15 protein-coding genes and 1 riboswitch are annotated in these 17275 nt (G+C 40.5%); of the genes, 7 read left to right on the forward strand and 8 right to left on the reverse strand.

The window, feature by feature from the left end:
- Positions 1-350: 350 nt before the first annotated feature.
- The 4 genes from COD92_RS29620 to COD92_RS29635 all read right to left on the reverse strand — a co-directional run bounded on the left by COD92_RS29620 (position 351) and on the right by COD92_RS29635 (position 4201).
- Positions 351-1742 carry a sensor histidine kinase gene (locus tag COD92_RS29620; RefSeq protein WP_255295311.1) on the reverse strand — a complete coding sequence of 464 codons (1392 nt, stop codon included), beginning with the start codon at positions 1740-1742 and terminating at the stop codon, positions 351-353.
- Positions 1732-2406 (reverse strand): response regulator transcription factor, encoded by a 675-nt coding sequence (locus COD92_RS29625; protein WP_098532394.1) that lies wholly within the window; start codon positions 2404-2406, stop codon positions 1732-1734. The genes COD92_RS29620 and COD92_RS29625 overlap by 11 nt, the downstream gene beginning before the upstream one ends.
- 262 nt (positions 2407-2668) lie before the next feature.
- A complete protein-coding gene (locus COD92_RS29630) occupies positions 2669-3190 on the reverse strand; it encodes a PepSY-associated TM helix domain-containing protein (RefSeq protein ID WP_098996797.1) in 522 nt (173 codons plus the stop codon).
- 30 nt (positions 3191-3220) lie between these two features.
- Entirely contained in the window at positions 3221-4201 is a 981-nt protein-coding gene (locus COD92_RS29635) for an efflux RND transporter periplasmic adaptor subunit (RefSeq protein WP_098996798.1), read from the reverse strand.
- 301 nt (positions 4202-4502) lie between these two features.
- On the opposite strand from COD92_RS29635, the gene COD92_RS29640 reads away from it, so the two are divergent.
- From COD92_RS29640 to COD92_RS29655, 4 genes are all read left to right on the forward strand, one after another.
- Positions 4503-5186 carry a response regulator transcription factor gene (locus COD92_RS29640; protein ID WP_098532391.1) on the forward strand — a complete coding sequence of 228 codons (684 nt, stop codon included), beginning with the start codon at positions 4503-4505 and terminating at the stop codon, positions 5184-5186.
- A gap of 5 nt (positions 5187-5191) precedes the next feature.
- Positions 5192-6196, forward strand: coding sequence for a sensor histidine kinase (locus COD92_RS29645; RefSeq protein ID WP_098532395.1), 1005 nt, complete (start codon positions 5192-5194; stop codon positions 6194-6196).
- A gap of 99 nt (positions 6197-6295) precedes the next feature.
- A complete protein-coding gene (locus tag COD92_RS29650) occupies positions 6296-7057 on the forward strand; it encodes an ABC transporter ATP-binding protein (RefSeq protein WP_098532390.1) in 762 nt (253 codons plus the stop codon).
- A complete protein-coding gene (locus COD92_RS29655; protein WP_098532389.1) occupies positions 7047-8993 on the forward strand; it encodes an ABC transporter permease in 1947 nt (648 codons plus the stop codon). Before COD92_RS29650 ends, COD92_RS29655 begins: the two co-directional genes overlap by 11 nt.
- Positions 8994-9112: 119 nt before the next feature.
- Here COD92_RS29655 and queF read toward each other — a convergent pair whose 3' ends face one another.
- Together queF and COD92_RS29665 are read right to left on the reverse strand one after the other, a co-directional pair.
- Positions 9113-9613, reverse strand: coding sequence for a preQ(1) synthase (gene queF, locus COD92_RS29660; protein WP_098532388.1), 501 nt, complete (start codon positions 9611-9613; stop codon positions 9113-9115).
- A 131-nt stretch (positions 9614-9744) separates the two neighbouring features.
- A riboswitch (PreQ1 riboswitch) is annotated at positions 9745-9791 on the reverse strand.
- Positions 9792-9903: 112 nt separating this feature from the next.
- A complete protein-coding gene (locus tag COD92_RS29665) occupies positions 9904-10272 on the reverse strand; it encodes a winged helix-turn-helix transcriptional regulator (protein WP_098532387.1) in 369 nt (122 codons plus the stop codon).
- Between the two features lie 207 nt (positions 10273-10479).
- Between COD92_RS29665 and COD92_RS29670 the strand changes: the two genes are divergently transcribed.
- Both COD92_RS29670 and COD92_RS29675 read left to right on the forward strand, forming a co-directional pair.
- On the forward strand, positions 10480-11694 hold the full coding sequence (locus COD92_RS29670) for an MFS transporter (RefSeq protein WP_098532386.1): 1215 nt from the start codon (positions 10480-10482) through the stop codon (positions 11692-11694).
- 93 nt (positions 11695-11787) lie between these two features.
- Positions 11788-12630, forward strand: coding sequence for an aldo/keto reductase (locus COD92_RS29675; RefSeq protein ID WP_098532385.1), 843 nt, complete (start codon positions 11788-11790; stop codon positions 12628-12630).
- A 137-nt stretch (positions 12631-12767) separates the two neighbouring features.
- Here the strand turns inward: COD92_RS29675 and COD92_RS29680 are convergent, their stop codons facing one another.
- Both COD92_RS29680 and COD92_RS29685 read right to left on the reverse strand, forming a co-directional pair.
- On the reverse strand, positions 12768-14129 hold the full coding sequence (locus tag COD92_RS29680; RefSeq protein WP_098996799.1) for an FAD-binding oxidoreductase: 1362 nt from the start codon (positions 14127-14129) through the stop codon (positions 12768-12770).
- Between the two features lie 82 nt (positions 14130-14211).
- Entirely contained in the window at positions 14212-16425 is a 2214-nt protein-coding gene (locus COD92_RS29685; RefSeq protein WP_098996800.1) for an alpha-galactosidase, read from the reverse strand.
- 143 nt (positions 16426-16568) lie between these two features.
- Here COD92_RS29685 and COD92_RS29690 point away from each other — a divergent pair, with 143 nt between their 5' ends.
- Entirely contained in the window at positions 16569-17177 is a 609-nt protein-coding gene (locus COD92_RS29690) for a DedA family protein (RefSeq protein ID WP_098532382.1), read from the forward strand.
- Positions 17178-17275: the final 98 nt, after the last annotated feature.

Consider the following 17275-nt stretch of genomic DNA (forward strand, 5'->3'; position numbering starts at 1 on the left):
ATGAAAGTTGATTAGCTCATTTTGTTACGTTGGCTTCATTTCATAAGAAATGAATATTATTGTTTGTTGACGTTCTTGTTTGTTTAGTTTTCAAAGAACAATTAGTGACAGGATAAAATTATATCACTTCGTTTTCCAGGATGTCAAACATTATTTTAAAATATTTTCCCACCCGTTCAACGAGAATTAATATTATCAGATTTGTTTAACCTTGTCAACAACATCGTAATAATATTTTTTCAATGAGCAGTTTGCCTATCAAGCATTCCCTCATCAGGATTACTATATTACTATCATACTCAAATGAAGTCAACCTCTATTAAACAATTTTTTTAAAAAATAAGCCTGAGTTACGAAACGTAATCAGGCAGCTTAACGATAAATGTACTTCCCTTTCCTATTTGACTGGTTACTTGGATGGTTCCTTTATGTGTTTCCACAATCCATCTTGCAATGGAAAGCCCCAATCCATGTCCCCCAATTTGGCGGGAGCGGGATTTATCCGTTCGATAAAAGCGCTCAAAAATCCGTTGATAGTCCTCTTTCTTAATCCCAATTCCCGTATCTTGAACGAAAATCCCTATTTCGTTCCCCTGTTTTAAAAGGGTTAGCTTCACTTCACCGCCATCAGGCGTATATTTGATTGCATTGTCCAAAAGGATATAAATTAGCTGAGATAACCTTTGGGGATCTCCTAACGCAATACAATCAGTTGGCGCAGATAACTCTAACTGAATCTGCTTAGAAGCAGCAATCGGTTTTAATGACTCAATCGCTTTTTCAGATAGGGGCCTTAAATCAAAAACTTCAGTTTTAAGCTCGATTGTATTCGAATCAGAACGCGCGAGGGTTAAGAGATCACTGACCAAGTTCGTCATCCGCTTAACTTCCTCCCTCATATTGGCAAGTAATTTCTCTGACATTTCATCTTTTTCAATCGTCATATCCATCGCATCAACAGACGATAGTAAGACACTTAAAGGCGTTCGTAATTCATGTGATGCATCTCCAACAAATTCACGCTGCCTCTTAAAAGCCGCTCTAATCGGAATCATCGCTCGTTTAGACATGCGCAAGCTAATATATATGGCAACTCCCACAAAAACAATCCCTAACACGATCAGAATAACCAAGATCCAGTGAAATAACCGGTAAGCAAATGAGACGTCTTTGCCTATATAGATTTGTCCCATATATTGACCTTTATAATAAACTTCATGGCTGGCAATCATCATATGAATATCTTGATTTTCATCAGGCGTACGAAATTCTCCTCTGCCTTTTCTTAATTTTTCATTCATACTGATAATTTCCGTCTGTATTTCCTCGTGATTGGTCATATGTTTGTTGACAAGGGAGAGGAATTCCGGGCGTAACCGGGGATTGGCCTCGCTGCCTAAGACCACTTCTCCATTAGTATTGAGCACATAGTAAAAGGATTGATTGACTCCAGAAAAAATCACCTCTTGATTTTGGATTCCTCTTAGGTCACGTTGGCCATTGTTACCCAACAAGTTTTCAATGTAATTTGCTTCCTTCGCGACTAAAGTCTGCAATTCCCTTTCCTGTGTATTGAGGATGACAAAATATAGAACCGAATAAACAATTAAGACAAAAAGAAAGAGAAAAAGCATGAGAAGTCCACTAAAATTTCGGGTCAGCCGATTTTGTGTATTATTAAAAACATCTTTGTCGAACCGATTGAAAAGCGGGCCTACAAATGAAAAAAATTTATGTTTCAAATTTATAACCCACCCCTCTGATACTTAGAAGTTTATCTTGCTTATTAATTAAGGATAGTTTTTTGCGAATTAATTTAACCGTTGCATCAATTGTCTTCATCGTTACATCGGTATCAAGACCCCAGACACGCTCATAAATGAGTTCACGCGGCAGTACTTGCCCTTTATTCTGCACCAATAAATCTAAGAGCTGAAATTCACGGGGACTAAACTGGATGTCAGTCTCACCGAACCGGACCGAATGGCTTGCCCTATTTAGGATCAGTCCGTTTATCTCTGTTTCATCCTCTACAATAGGTGCAAAATTCCTGCGAGACAATGCACGCAGTCTAGCCATCAGCTCATCTATTTCAAACGGTTTAACCAGATAATCATCTGCGCCAGAATCAAGACCTTCAATCCTATCTTGGACGGTGTCTTTGGCCGTTAACATCAGGATGGCCCCTGAATATCCTTGTTTACGTAATTTCCTGCAAACACCCACACCATCGCCATTTGGCATCATCCAATCCATAATGATCACATCATAGTGGGCAGATGTTGCATAATAGAAGGCGTCATCCCCTTCCTTTACCCATTCAACATTGCAATGACCTTTCTTTTTCAACATATATACCATTAAGTCACCAAGGCGATGATCATCTTCTGCTAATAGCACATTCATATTTAACATGCTCCTTTTTTTCTACTTTTGTCTATAAGTATCCTAAAGATGAATTCTTAAGTTTGTCTTAAAAGAAAAATGAAGCACCCAAGCTGAAGCTCGGGTGTGCTTCCTCTTTTTGAATAATTATTTTACTAAACTAACCGTTTGCTCTTTTAACTTTTCAATTTCCTTGTTTAACTCATCGTCATCGACAAAATTTCGTAAAATAAAAAGAGAGCCCCACCCATGTTTGTGGGAAGGTACTCTCTTAATGGTCTTTTTATGCAATTTCTCTTTCTGCTTTTAATCTTTTTCTTTTTCTATCTGCAGCAAGCACCTTCATGGATAGGTAGATTCCTGATCCAGTTAAGAAAATCATGGCGATGCCTGTTAGGTCAATTAACCATGTGATATCGGTAGTTCCGATTCTTCCTTCGTGCAGACCTCTAACAATACTCATAAGCGAACCTGATTGTGAACCTTCACCGCCTCTTCCTCCCATAGCAGGAACCTGACCATTTGTATTACCTTGTGTGTTAGCTACCGTTTGGTTATTTGTAGTGCCATTAGATTGGGTGGCAGTGCCGGACTGTGCTGTCTGGCCAGTTGTTTGACTAGTATTATTTGTAGTGGTGCTTTGTTGCGGCATCATCATACCTTGTTTAAAATTAGCTCCGCCTTCTGTCCGTGACTGACCGATCAGCCATGGCTCATTCATGAGCAGCCCTGTAATTGACTCCATTAGAATAAATATTGAACAAATTAACCCAATCCATAAGTGTGCTTGTCGTGTTTTTTTCATAATAATATTCTCCTTTTTATAATTATTTTTTTAGTTGCCTGTCTTTCCGCCTGTTGTACCTTGTCCACCACTTGGCGGCGCCATGTCCTGACCATCAAAGTTTCGACCCATACCTTGACCTTGCATCATACCGCCTTGATTAGTAGAAGAACTGCTTGAAGTCAACTCTGGTAACTGAACAGTTTGGCCTTCTGTAACTCCTTCTGTGATTTCCACATATTCGTCTGTTTCAATACCAGTTTTAACCGTTTTTTGCTCACCGGTAGTTCCAGAAGAACTGTCTGTGCTGCCATTGGCTGAAGCAATAATCACATATTTTTCTTTATTGTCATTTGTATAAATCGCATCTACAGGAACATATAATGCATCTGTCTTACTAGCAGTTAAGATAGTAGCTGATGTACTCATCCCTACTTTTAGGTTGGTTGGTTTATCAATATGAATGGTTACATTAAAGGTGGATGAACCACTTGATGAGGTTCCTTCCTCTGCAACTGCTGTAACTTTCCCTGTGTATGTCGCATCTGGGTAAGCACTTACTGTTAAAGTTACCGTCTGTCCTACTTTTACTTTTGGAATATCTAATTCATCTACCGAAACAACTGTTTGTAAATCGTTGTAATTGGTAAGATGAGCAACGACCATACCCTTGTTAATTCGATCGCCTGAAGCAACCGACACCGTAGTAATGGTTCCACTTGTTGGCGCAGTAATTGGATCACTATCATCCGTAAAGGTTACTAATTCGTCTCCGGCGCTCACTGTGTCGCCAGCAGATACTAAAACCTCATCAATTTCGTTATTGTCCTCTGTTGCTTTAATATCCTCGGTGGTTACTGGTTCAACTGTTCCAGAACCACTAATTGTTACTTCTAACTTTCCTTTTTGTACAGTAGCCGTTCGAACCTGCGTAGTAGTACTTGTACTAGCACTGCTTTTGGAGTGAAACCATTGATAGCCGACATACCCAACAACTAGTACACTTATCAATATCCAAATCCACTTCTTCATTTATCTAAACTCCTTTTATCATGGAACAGTCCGGACCCGCTCCAAGCATTTTTTTATTTCATGAGCCTATTATCATGTGCGTCCCTTAACTTATCCTTAATAAAAATTAAAAAAGTCAAAAAGTGCCTGACACCAATAAATGGTTTAGGATAGTGTTAATGTCACTAATGGTGTCAGGCACCAATAAACAGTTTAGGAAAGTGCTAATGTCGCTAATGGTGTCAGGCACCAGCTTATAGCACGAAAAAAGGATATATTATACAATTAGCGTAAGATATGTTAGAGTGCGGCGGTGATATTAATGTTTAAGTTATTATTAATTGAAGATGATCAAACGCTTTTTAATGAAATAAAAGACCGGCTTATGGGCTGGTCTTATGATGTGTATGGGATTAGTGATTTCAGTCAGGTGATGCAAGAGTTTACGAGTGTTAAACCCGATTTAGTAATTATTGATATTCAGCTTCCAAAATTTGATGGTTTTCATTGGTGCCGGATGATTCGATCCCATTCGAATGTTCCGATTTTATTTCTCTCTTCACGCGACCATCCGACAGACATGGTTATGTCCTTGCAGCTTGGTGCTGATGATTTCATCCAAAAACCGTTCCATTTTGATGTACTGATTGCCAAAATTCAAGCGACCCTTCGCCGTGTTTATAATTACAATCATGAACAAATAACCCTGAAAACCTGGCAGGCTGCAACGATCGATGTTGAAAAAAGCACGGTCAGCAGCACGGCCGGGACGGTAGAGCTCACAAAAAACGAGATGTTTATTTTAAAAAAGCTGATTGAGCAAAAAAATAAAATTGTCAGCCGAGAAGAATTAATTAAAAGCCTGTGGGATGATGAGCGGTTTGTTAGTGATAACACGTTAACGGTCAATCTTAACCGGCTGCGAAAAAAGCTGGACGAGCTTAATCTCGGACGATTTATTGAAACAAAGGTTGGCCAAGGATACATGGCATGTGAAGAGGTGTAAACATGGTGATTAAAACCTTTTTAAAAGAAAGACGGAGCTGGATTGTTCTTTTTTTCTGTTTACAGTTACTAGTCCTTTTTACAGGCTATATTGATTCCGCCATAAAATTTACACCCCTTCTCTATATTGTTTTTCTATCGACGCTTATTTTTGTGATCTTTTTGTGCTTTCGCTTCCATAAGGAAACGAAATTTTATGCTTCTTTATCGGAATGGGAAAACAATCTCGATTTAACTAATATGGCCAAGGCGGAAACTCCGTTTGAAAAAATAATTGAGGAAAGTATTGTGAACCAAACAGTGTTGCTCAAACAAACGATTTCGAATAATTTGGTGTCTGTGGAACAGGAAAAAGATGAGCTTTTATCTTGGATTCATGAAGTCAAAACACCTTTGACAGCAATGCATCTAATGATAGACCGTTTAGAAGAAAGTCCATTGAAAGCACAGTTATCTATAGAATGGCTGCGAATCCACCTGCTGCTTGATTCACAACTTCATCAAAAGCGCCTGCCCTTTATGGAGAATGATTTATATATAGAAGAGACTGACTTAAAAGCCTTACTTTTTAAAGAGATTAAAACGTTGCAATCCTGGTGTATGCAAAAAGGGATCGGCTTTGAAGTCGAATTAGAAGCAGCTTCTGTCTTAACCGATGCTAAGTGGCTGGCTTTTATTATTCGCCAGCTGTTAACAAACGCAGTGAAATACAGCTCGGCATCGGATATTGTTATACGAAGTTTTATGGAGGATGACCGAACCAAGCTGATGGTCCAGGATTTTGGGCGCGGCATTGACCCAAAAGACCTGCCGCGCATTTTCGATAAGGGCTTTACCTCAACAACTGTTCACCATGACAATGCCTCTACAGGCATGGGTTTATATTTAACCAAGAAAATCTCTAAGTCTTTATTGATTCATATCGATGTCCTATCAGACCCCGGCCTTGGGACCACGTTCACGTTAACCTTTCCACAAAAAAATGAATTCGGCGCGATTTCAGGCATGTGACAAAAATGTCACATGCTTTGCTGTTTTGTTCGGCTAATCGAAGGAGAAGTCAACCGGCAAATTTTATAATTGGATTATCAAATAAAGGAGCGTGTTCGTATGAGTATTTTAGCAGCCAAAAAAATTCATAAGAGCTATGGTAATAAGCTGAATAAACAAGAGGTTTTAAAAGGGATTGATATTACCGTTGAAAAAGGGGAATTCGTGAGTATCATGGGAGCCTCCGGTTCCGGCAAAACGACGCTTCTCAATGTGCTGTCGTCAATTGATAAGGTCAGCGGCGGGACTATTACAATTGAAGACAAAGAAATGACGGCTATGAAAGAAAAGCAGCTCGCTGAGTTTCGTAAGCAGCATCTTGGGTTTATTTTTCAAGATTATAATCTTTTGGATACGTTAACCGTTAAAGAAAATATTCTATTACCATTATCGATTACGAAGGTTTCTAAAAGAGAGGCAGATGAGAGGTTCAACCGGGTTGCAATGGAGCTAGGGATAGAACAGATTAAACATAAGTACCCAAATGAGATCTCCGGCGGGCAAAAACAGCGAACCTCGGCAGCGAGAGCGTTCATTCATGAACCAAGTATAATTTTCGCAGATGAACCAACAGGGGCGCTCGACTCGAAATCTGCATCCGATCTGTTAAACAAACTTAGTGAATTAAATCAAAACCGGACGGCCACGATTGTAATGGTGACTCACGATCCTGTGGCAGCTAGTTTTAGCAGCAGAGTTATTTTTATAAAAGACGGGCAGATTTATACCCAGTTAAATAAAGGGGAGCAATCCCGGCAGGAGTTTTTTAAGGATATCATGAAAACTCAAGGCGTGCTAGGCGGTGTGCCATATGAGCGTTAATCAGCTTATTTTTCGAAACTTGAAAAAAAATCTAAAAAACTATTATCTTTATGTGTTCGCCCTTATCTTTAGTGTTGCCCTTTATTTTTCATTTGTCACGCTGCAATATGACCCGGCGATGGATGAAACGAAGGATACCATTAAAGGAGCAGCAGCCATCCGTACAGCAAGTGTTCTCCTTGTAGCCATTGTCTCGATCTTTTTGCTGTATGCCAATAATATCTTTATTAAGCGGCGGAGCAAGGAAATTGGTTTATTTCAATTAATCGGAATGACAAAAACTCGGATTTTCAACCTCCTAAGCGCCGAGAATTTTATTCTCTACTTTGGTTCGTTGGTGGCGGGGATCTTTATCGGTTTTTCCGTCTCCCGGTTAATTATTATGATTTTATTTAAAATTACCAAGGTGGATGCAATTGCCCGCTTGCATTTTTCATCGCAGGCTTTGGTACAGACTTTAATTGTTTTTAGTGTCATCTATATCCTAATTATGCTGATGAATTATCTTTTTATTAAGGGGCAGAGCATTCTATCTCTTTTTAGGGTTGTTTCCTCGACGGAGGAAAAAGTGAAAAAAATGTCTATATGGGAAATACTCATGGGGATTTTGGGATTGCTTGCGATTATTTCCGGCTACTATATTTCATCGAAGTTATTTACTGGCGATTTTACCACAATGACAGAACTCTTTTTGGCGATGACTTATATTTTGGGTTCTGTCATTATCGGCACCTACTTTTTTTATAAAGGATCGGTTAGTTTTATTTTTAATATCGTTCGGAAAAAGAAGGATGGCTATTTAACAATCAATCAGGTATTATCCTTGTCGTCGATTATGTTTCGAATGAAATCAAATGCCCTGTTACTAACGGTTATTACAACATTATCCGCTCTTGCGATTGGGCTATTGTCGTTGAGCTATATCTCCTATTATTCTGCCGAAAAGATGGCTGAAAACCAGACTGCGGGCGATTTCGCCATTACCAATGCAGAAGATGCTGATAAATTTAAGGATGCGTTGGCCGCTGAGGAAATTGATTTCGACGAAAAGAGGATTGAGGTACTCCAGGTGTCCGCTAACCTTAAGAACATTTTGGATACAAACCTTGAAGGCGTGATGGTGGACCCCGGTGCACTGTCTCTTCCAATGATTAGTGAACAGGCTCTGAAAAATACCGATGTGGCCGCAGATGAGACGATTTTTACCGGTTATAATGATTTACTTCAGAAGTTTATGAATTTAAAAGATAGCGGTAGAGTCGAATTAAAGGGGCAAACTGAAACAATTCCGCTCCGATACTTAGGATTAAAAAAGGATTTTGTGATTTCAGGATATTTTACGAACGGCGGTCAGCCGATTGCGATTGTGGACAATTCTGTGTTTGAACGCTTGAAGAAGGATGTAAATCCTTCTATTCAAAAGAAGACCTCTCTTTTTGTTGGGTTTACTTTGAAGGATGAAGGTCAGCTCGAAAAAGCCAACCAGGTTTATCAAGATTTGTCCTTTAATGAGAATGACCTTTATTCTTCTCGTTTGGAGATCAGTAATACTCAGAAAGAAATGATGGGATTGATTATGTTTATTGTTGGCTTTTTAGGACTAACATTTCTGATTACGTCAGGCTGTATTCTGTATTTTAAACAAATGGGTGAGAGTGAAGAGGAGAAGCCAAATTATTCGATCTTACGTAAGCTTGGTTTCACGGAAGGGGATTTGTTGAAGGGAATTCAAGCTAAGCAGCTGTTTAACTTCGGAATTCCGTTAGTGGTCGGGCTGCTTCACAGTTATTTTGCCGTCCAATCCGGCTGGTTTCTTTTCGGAGCCGAAGTATGGACCCCTATGATTCTAGTTATGGTCCTCTATACCGCCCTATACTCCATCTTTGGAATCCTATCTGTACTCTATTATAAAAAAGTCATAAGGGCTGCACTCTAAATTAAAAAAACGGGAATAATAGAAAAAGCAGCCGTGGCTGCTTTTTCTATTAGGTGCCTGTCACCATTAGTAACATTTACAACGTCAAATGTCACTTTTTGGTGCCTGTCACCATTTCTTTATCGGTTATCTACTTTTTCTGGATAGAGGTCATGGTTCATTAGGCGGTAGTTTGCCATTTCTTCATATTTGGTGCCTGGTTTGCCGTAGTTGCACCATGGGTCAATGGAGATTCCGCCGCGTGGTGTGAATTTACCCCAAACTTCAATATAGCGTGGGTCTAGCAGTTTAATCAGGTCGTTCATAATGATGTTGACACAGTCCTCATGGAAATCTCCATGGTTCCTAAAACTGAAAAGGTATAACTTCAAAGACTTACTTTCAACAATCTTTTTATCTGGAACATATGAAATGTACATAGTCGCAAAATCCGGCTGGCGTGTCAGCGGACATAAACTCGTAAACTCCGGGCAATTAAATTTCACAAAATAATCCCGCTCTGGATGGAGATTATCAACTGCCTCCAAAACCTCTGGTGCATATTCAAATGAATAGGTAGTTCCTTGATTACCTAATAGTGTTAAATCCTTTAAACCTTCTTCGTGGCTGCGGCCAGACATAAAATAAACCCCCTATAAAAATGTGTCCCCACACTTTATAAGAGAGTTTCAGCTGAATGATCTTTTTTCTATACAAACTAAAGGATAAAAAACAAAAAGCCACGTCCTATATGGACATAGCAGAAAGTCATGTATCCATAGTTTTTTATAGAGGGTATCAGCTATGAACCTCTCCCGTTCAAGTACGGGTATTCTCATCTCTATATAATAAAGAAATGACTACAGAACGTCAAACAGAAAATTAAGGTAAACTTTTCTATCAAAAAATCCCCCTCGAAGGGGCCTTTTCCTTACTTTAATTTATCATTTAAAACATTCTCTTCTAAGACGGAGAGATCACCATACACTCTGGTTATATGATTAGCTCCCCAAGCACAAAGGGAATCTAAGATCCCTTGCAAGCTCTTGCCATATTCACTAAGCTCATACTCAACCTTTGGCGGAACCTGATTATATACAATTCTGTTAATAATACCGTCTTCCTCTAATTCCCGTAGCTGCTGTGTTAACATCTTTTGTGTAATATCCGGCATCAATCGTTTTAATTCACTCGTTCGTTTCTTGCCATGTGTTAAATGGCAAAGAATGACACATTTCCACTTTCCTCCGATTACTTCTAATGTTGCTTCAACCGATATATTATATTTCTTTTCCTTCATTACTATAATCCTCCGTTTTATAGGCACCAAAAAGTACCTATCGCACTTTCTAGTGCCTATATTACTTTAAAGTGCGTACTTTTCCTTTATCTCCATATATCCCATAATAACATTTGCCGGTTGAAATATCCCATTATAATTCTTTTTATAGTTTTGCTTTTAGCAAATCATTCATGCAATAGAACCATTTTTAGGAGGAGAGAACAAATGACTATAGATAAAAAAAGAAGTACCTTCGCTCTGTTAGCGTTAGCCGTTAGTGCTTTTGCCATCGGAACAACAGAATTTATTAGTGTAGGGCTGCTGCCGCTCATAGCAAAGGATTTACAAATATCTGTTACAACAGCCGGCTTAACTGTTTCTTTATATGCCTTAGGAGTAACTTTCGGGGCTCCTATTCTGACGTCCCTCACATCTAGGATGTCACGTAAATCCTTGTTACTATGGATCATGATTATTTTTATCATCGGTAATGGGTTGGCGGCAAGCGCAGCTAGCATTGGTGTTTTATTAGCTGCCCGTGTGATTTCTGCCTTTTCACATGGTGTCTTTATGTCAATTGGATCAACGATTGCTGCAGATTTAGTCCCTGAAAACCGAAGGGCCAGTGCGATATCGATTATGTTTTCAGGACTTACAGTGGCAACTGTTACTGGTGTTCCTTTTGGTACCTTCATCGGCCAGCAATTCGGCTGGAGGATGGCGTTCGTTATCATCGTTGCAGTAGGCGTGATTGCCTTCTTTGCAAACAGTATCCTTGTTCCGTCTGATTTACGAAAAGGGGTTCAGACAACGTTCCGCGACCAGTTTAAATTGGTAACCAATGGTCGCTTATTGATTCTATTTATTATTACTGCGCTTGGTTATGGAGGAACGTTCGTAGTGTTTACGTACCTATCCCCAATTTTGCAGGATATTACGGGATTTAAGGAAAGCACCGTTGCCGTGATATTGCTTGTTTATGGTATCGCGATTGCCATCGGGAATATGGTGGGCGGCAAATTATCTAACCGAAATCCTATTAAGGCGTTATTTTATATGTTTATCTTCCAAGCTATCGTCTTATTTGCTTTTGTTTTTACCGCTCCACATAAAATTGCAGGCTTAATCACTATCTTTTTCATGGGCTTGCTGGCATTTATGAATGTGCCTGGATTACAAGTTTACGTTGTTATGTTAGCAGAAAGGTTTGTCCCTGCTGCAGTTGATGTAGCGTCTTCGATTAATATTGCTGCGTTTAATGCCGGTATTGCGATGGGATCCTACTTTGGCGGCGTGATTACCGACTCGATTGGATTAATCCATACCTCTTGGATTGGAGCATTAATGGTCCTAGGAGCGGTCGTGCTTACGGGCTGGAGCTGGAGACTTGAAAGGAAAGACAGTAAAGAAGCCGGTATTAAGATTGAAAAAGTAATTTAATTTCACCCCTTTGTTTTCATGGTAGGCGCGGGGGGATAGTGTAATAGCCCCCCTGCCTTTTTTATAAAAGAATTAATCTGGAGGATGATTATAATGGTTACCAACTTACAAGACACAACTACACTTAGCAATGGATTAAAAATGCCTTGGTTTGGACTTGGAGTATTTAAAGTAGAAGAAGGGCCAGAACTAGTCAATGCAGTAAAGTTTGCCATAAAACATGGATATCGCAGTATTGATACAGCTGCCATCTATCAAAACGAAGAAGGAGTAGGACAAGCGATTCGAGAAGGCATCAAAGAAGCGGGTATTTCCAGAGAAGACCTTTTTGTTACATCAAAGGTCTGGAATAGCGACTTAGGCTATGAAGCAACGCTAGAAGCATATGAAACAAGCTTAAAGAAATTAGGGTTAGACTATTTAGATTTATATTTAGTTCATTGGCCTGTTGAAGGAAAATATAAAGAGGCGTGGCGGGCTTTGGAAACTCTCTATAAAGAAGGCAGAGTAAAAGCCATTGGCGTAAGTAACTTCCACGTCCATCATCTGGAGGATTTAATGCAAGAGGCCGAAATCAAGCCAATGATCAATCAAGTTGAATTCCATCCTCGTTTAACTCAAAAAGAAATCCAAACTTTTTGCCAGGAACAGGGAATCCAGATGGAAGCATGGTCACCATTGATGCAAGGGCAGCTATTAGACCAGCCGGTAATCAAAGAAATTGCTAATAAGTATAACAAGTCAACAGCACAAGTTATTTTACGCTGGGATCTCCAAAATGGGATCGTCACCATTCCAAAATCAACAAAAGAACATCGCATCATCGAAAACGCCGCTATATTTGACTTTGAACTAACCAAAGCAGAAATGGAACAAATTGATGATCTGAACCAAAACCACCGCGTCGGCCCAGACCCCGACAACTTCGACTTCTAAACAACACAAAAGGGTTGGTAATGATGATGCCTTTTCACCATTACCAACCCTTTCATTGTATTAATCTACTTATTGGTGCCTGTCACCCATTGTACCCTTAACACCTTATTTAACCTTTTATCGGTGCCTGTCACCCTTTAGAATATTTTCCCTGGGTTTAGGATGTTTTTGGGGTCGAGGTTGTTTTTGATGGTTTTCATGATAGGGATTATGTCTCCGTGTTCTTCTTGTAGGAACGCCTTTTTGCCAAGTCCGATTCCATGCTCCCCGGTGCAGGTCCCCCCTCTTGATAAAGCATACGAGACAATCTGATGATGAACAGCTTCAACTACTTCCAACTCTTCTTCACTGTTCGGATCAATCGGTAAGCACGCATGATAATTACCATCGCCGACATGGCCCAAAACAGCCCCCTCTAAACCATATCTCTCGATCACTTCCCTGGTCTGCTTTAAGGCCCCTGCAAGTTGTGATAACGGTACGCAGACATCAGTAAACATTAAGACCTTTCCAGGATTAGCGGCTTGAATAGCAAATGCTGCATGGTGCCTTGCCTCCCATAATTGTGCCCTTCTTAACGAGTCATTCTCAAATTCAAAAGAAACACATTGCTCATCCTTTAGAATTTCTTCCATTACTTCCACACTATATGTAACTTCCGGTTCATTTCCGCTAAACTCCAAGAAAAGAGTTGGCTCCTCACGGTAATCTGTACTCTTAAACTTATTAACTGCCTGAATCGTTTTTTCATCAACTAGCTCGATTTTCCCGATTGCAAGTCCTGCTTTTAATAGAATAGCAGCGGCATTTCCAGCAGCTTCAATCGAGGGAAACACAGCTTTTACAGCAGACACAGCCTCTGGAATACCCCTCAGTTTTAAGGTAATCTCCGTAAAAATGCCCAGTGTTCCTTCTGATCCTATTAACAAGCCCGTTAAATTGTATCCTGCTGAAGATTTAAATGAATGCCCTCCGGTTCGAACAATGGATCCATCTGCTAAAACCACCTCTAAGCCGAGGACTTGATCTCGCATCACTCCGTATCTCACGCTGTTAGTACCACTGGCATTCGTGGCCGCCATACCGCCGATCGAAGCATCTGCGCCTGGGTCCGTCGGAAAAAACAATCCATGTTTTTTCAGAGCCTGATTGAGCTGATTTCTTGTGACCCCAGGTTGTACGGTCACTTGAAAGTCATCTGGCCGGATGGATAAGATTTGATTCATCAAACTAAAGTTAAGACTGATGCCACCGTATACCGGAATAATATGTCCTTCTAAGCTCGTCCCCGCCCCGTAGGGCACGAGGGGAATGGAATGCTCACTAGCAAATTGCACAATCCTGCTTACTTCCTCTTTTGACTTAGGAAACACAACTGCATCGGGGCAAGATGGTGTATGATACGCTTCCCCTTTGCTGTGCTGTTCTAAAATAGTTTCATTGATTGAAACACGCTCACTATCCCCGACAATCGCTAACAATTCATCATTAAGATTCACCTGAGTCCCCTCCATAACACTGAAACTAGTACACTTCTTAATAAATATTTTAAACGTCGAGGAAGTTAATTTATAGTTAATATTAAAAATTTTCACTTATTTCTTTAAAACCAACAGCTTTCAAATGATAGATTTCAGAGAAAAAGTCTGTTTTGATTAACGGCAGGTTAAGCCCAATTTTCATTAACTCATCTCCATAAAAGACTTGGCCACTGTCGTTTAATTTATATCTAAGCTGCGGATTTAGTCCGCGTAATTTCATTCGCAGGAAAGGTGGATTCGGCGTCGCTAGCGTCTTATAGTAAAATACCACTGCTTCCTTTTGACCGCGTCCTACATACATCCAAGCGGTATCCATCCCCTCAAAGGGGCTCCACAGCCGATACAGGTCACCAAAGAGGACGATTTCTTTTATTTGATGATATAGCTGAATTTTCCGCCCGACTAGCTCTTTGTCTTCCTTGCTAAGTTTATCAATATTTAATTCAAACCCAAGATTGGCGGCCATGGCAACATGACATCTCATCTCTAATGGAGTCATTCTGCCAGTCTGATGATTCGGGATATCTGAAACATGAGCTCCCATCGTAATAGCCGGATAAACTATACTCGTTCCATAATGAATTTTCAGCCTTTCGACCGCATCCGTATCATCACTCGTCCAGGTCTGCGGCATATAATACAGCATCCCTAAGTCAAAGCGGCCACCCCCGCCCGAGCAGCTTTCAAACAAAACTTCCGGGAAGCGCTCCGTTAAAACCTCTAAAATCCGATACACCCCCAGCATATAACGATGGGCCGTCTCCTTCTGTCTTTCTGGAGGCAATAATGCAGATCCCACCTCCGTCATATTCCGATTCATATCCCATTTTACATAGCGAATTGGGGCACTCTGAAATAGATTCGAAAGCGTTTCTATCAGCCAATCACACACATCTTCCCTGCTTAAATCCAGAACAAGCTGATTTCTAGAAAGTGTCCGGTTCCTCCCTGGAACATGCAGACACCAATCTGGATGCCTGCGATACAAATCGCTCTCGGGAGAGACCATTTCCGGCTCCACCCACAAGCCGAATTGCATCCCTTTACCATTGATATAACTAGCTAATCCGTTCAATCCATTAGGGAGTTTTTTCCTATTAACAACCCAATCTCCAAGCGAACTCTTCGCATTATCACGACGGCCAAACCAGCCATCATCCAAAACAAACAGCTCAATGCCAAGTTCCTTAGCGGCATCAGCAAGATCTCTTAACTTTTTTTCAGTAAAATGAAAATAGGTTGCCTCCCAATTATTAATGAGGATTGGCCTTGTTCTGTCACGATAAACTCCGCGGCAAACCCGGCTTCGAATGATTTTATGAAAAATCCTCGACATTCCGCCCAATCCTTCTGAGGAATAGACCATCAGAGCCTCCGGTGTTTGAAAAATTTCACCTGGCTTCAACAGCCATAAAAAATTAAATGGATTAATTCCCATATTGATCCGGGTTATTTCAAAAGGGTCCACCTCAATGGTCGCCTTGAAATTTCCGCTGTAAACCAGACTAATCCCGTAAACATCCCCATACTCCTCGGTTGCATCCTTTGATAGTAAGGCTAGAAAGGGATTATGCTGATGACTGCTTGCACCCCTTGCGGAAGAAATCGATTGAACACCGTGGATCAGCGGTCTCCGTTCAATTTGACGTTCCCGTGCCCATGTTCCTTGAAGGTGAAGCCAGTCCCATTTCGAGTTATGGAAATCAACCGACATGCTCATGCTTTTTTCTATCCTCACCTCACCGCTGCCAAGATTTTCAAATGAGACCGACCTCGTGATCACATCAAAATCCCGGTAAATCGTATAATGAAGGTTCAGCCCAACGCCGAGGATGGAATCTACCAGCGTTACCACCAGCGTGTCTGCCTCTTCATCATCCTCCACATAGGCCATCGGCAGCCCATTCAAACAGGGCTTTCCTTTAAAAATCGCATAGGAATCATATACAAATTCAGTTACTGTTGACCCATCAGAACTCTGAAGCTGATAAGCCGGCGTTCGGAAGTCTCCATTTCCAAAGGCAGGATATTCCTGCGGCAGGGTATCAAGCGAAAACCGGGGGTCAGCAGGTTCATTCATCGGCGAGAAAGTTCTTCCTTTAAACGGCAGAATCGCTAATGGCTGGAGCAATTGGACCCTACTCCCCCAATATAAATGCGCTAAATACTTTCCATGGACGAGCTGCATCATGTAACTGATTCTGCCATTATATAAATGAAATAGCTTCTGTTCTTCATTCCATTCAATCGGCATGACATCCACTCCTAAAATGACATTTACTTCACTATATTCGCGGTTTAAGTAGAAAATGGTGTCAGGTCATACATAAAAGTGAAAATTTTTGATGATAATATCTAATAGCTAAATTTTTAGAATTGAATTTAGGAAGTGCAGCGATGGATTATTTAAATCATCTTCTTGAACACTTTGGCTATCTGGGGATTATTTTTGCTTTAATTGGCGGTATCATTGGCCTGCCAATTCCTGATGAAGTTCTTCTTACTTATGTGGGTTATAATGTTTTCGCAGGAAAATTGGCGTACCTGCCATCACTCCTATGTGCCTATTTCGGGGCAAGCAGCGGGATTACACTTAGTTTTATTTTAGGCATTGTGTTAGGAGCGCCATTTTTACATAAGTTTGGCCCGAAGCTGCATATCAGTGAGGCAAAGATTGATCGCACGAAGAAATTATTCAATAGATTTGGCCCGTTCCTTCTCGTAATTGGTTTTTTTATTCCGGGCGTCCGGCATATTACCGCCTATCTCGCAGGAATTAACAATTATTCTTATAAAAAGTTTGCCCTGTTCGCTTATTTAGGAGCACTACTTTGGTGCTTTACCTTTATCACTTTAGGCAGATTGCTTGGTGGAAACTGGGTATATGTTGGAACATACTTTTCTAGGTATAGTATCTATATTATTGCCTTTTTCCTAATAGGTCTGTTTATTTTGTACACCTATAAAAGGAAAAGAAAAGTATTGAAAAATGCTTCCTATGATTAAGAAAAGCGCAAGCGCCTTGGCAGCCCCGACAAGCATAAGACCAGCTGGCCGAAACGTTGCTTTTTAACCTTTTGGACGGATTGGCTCATGACCTCGAG

This window comes from Bacillus sp. AFS037270, assembly GCF_002585305.1.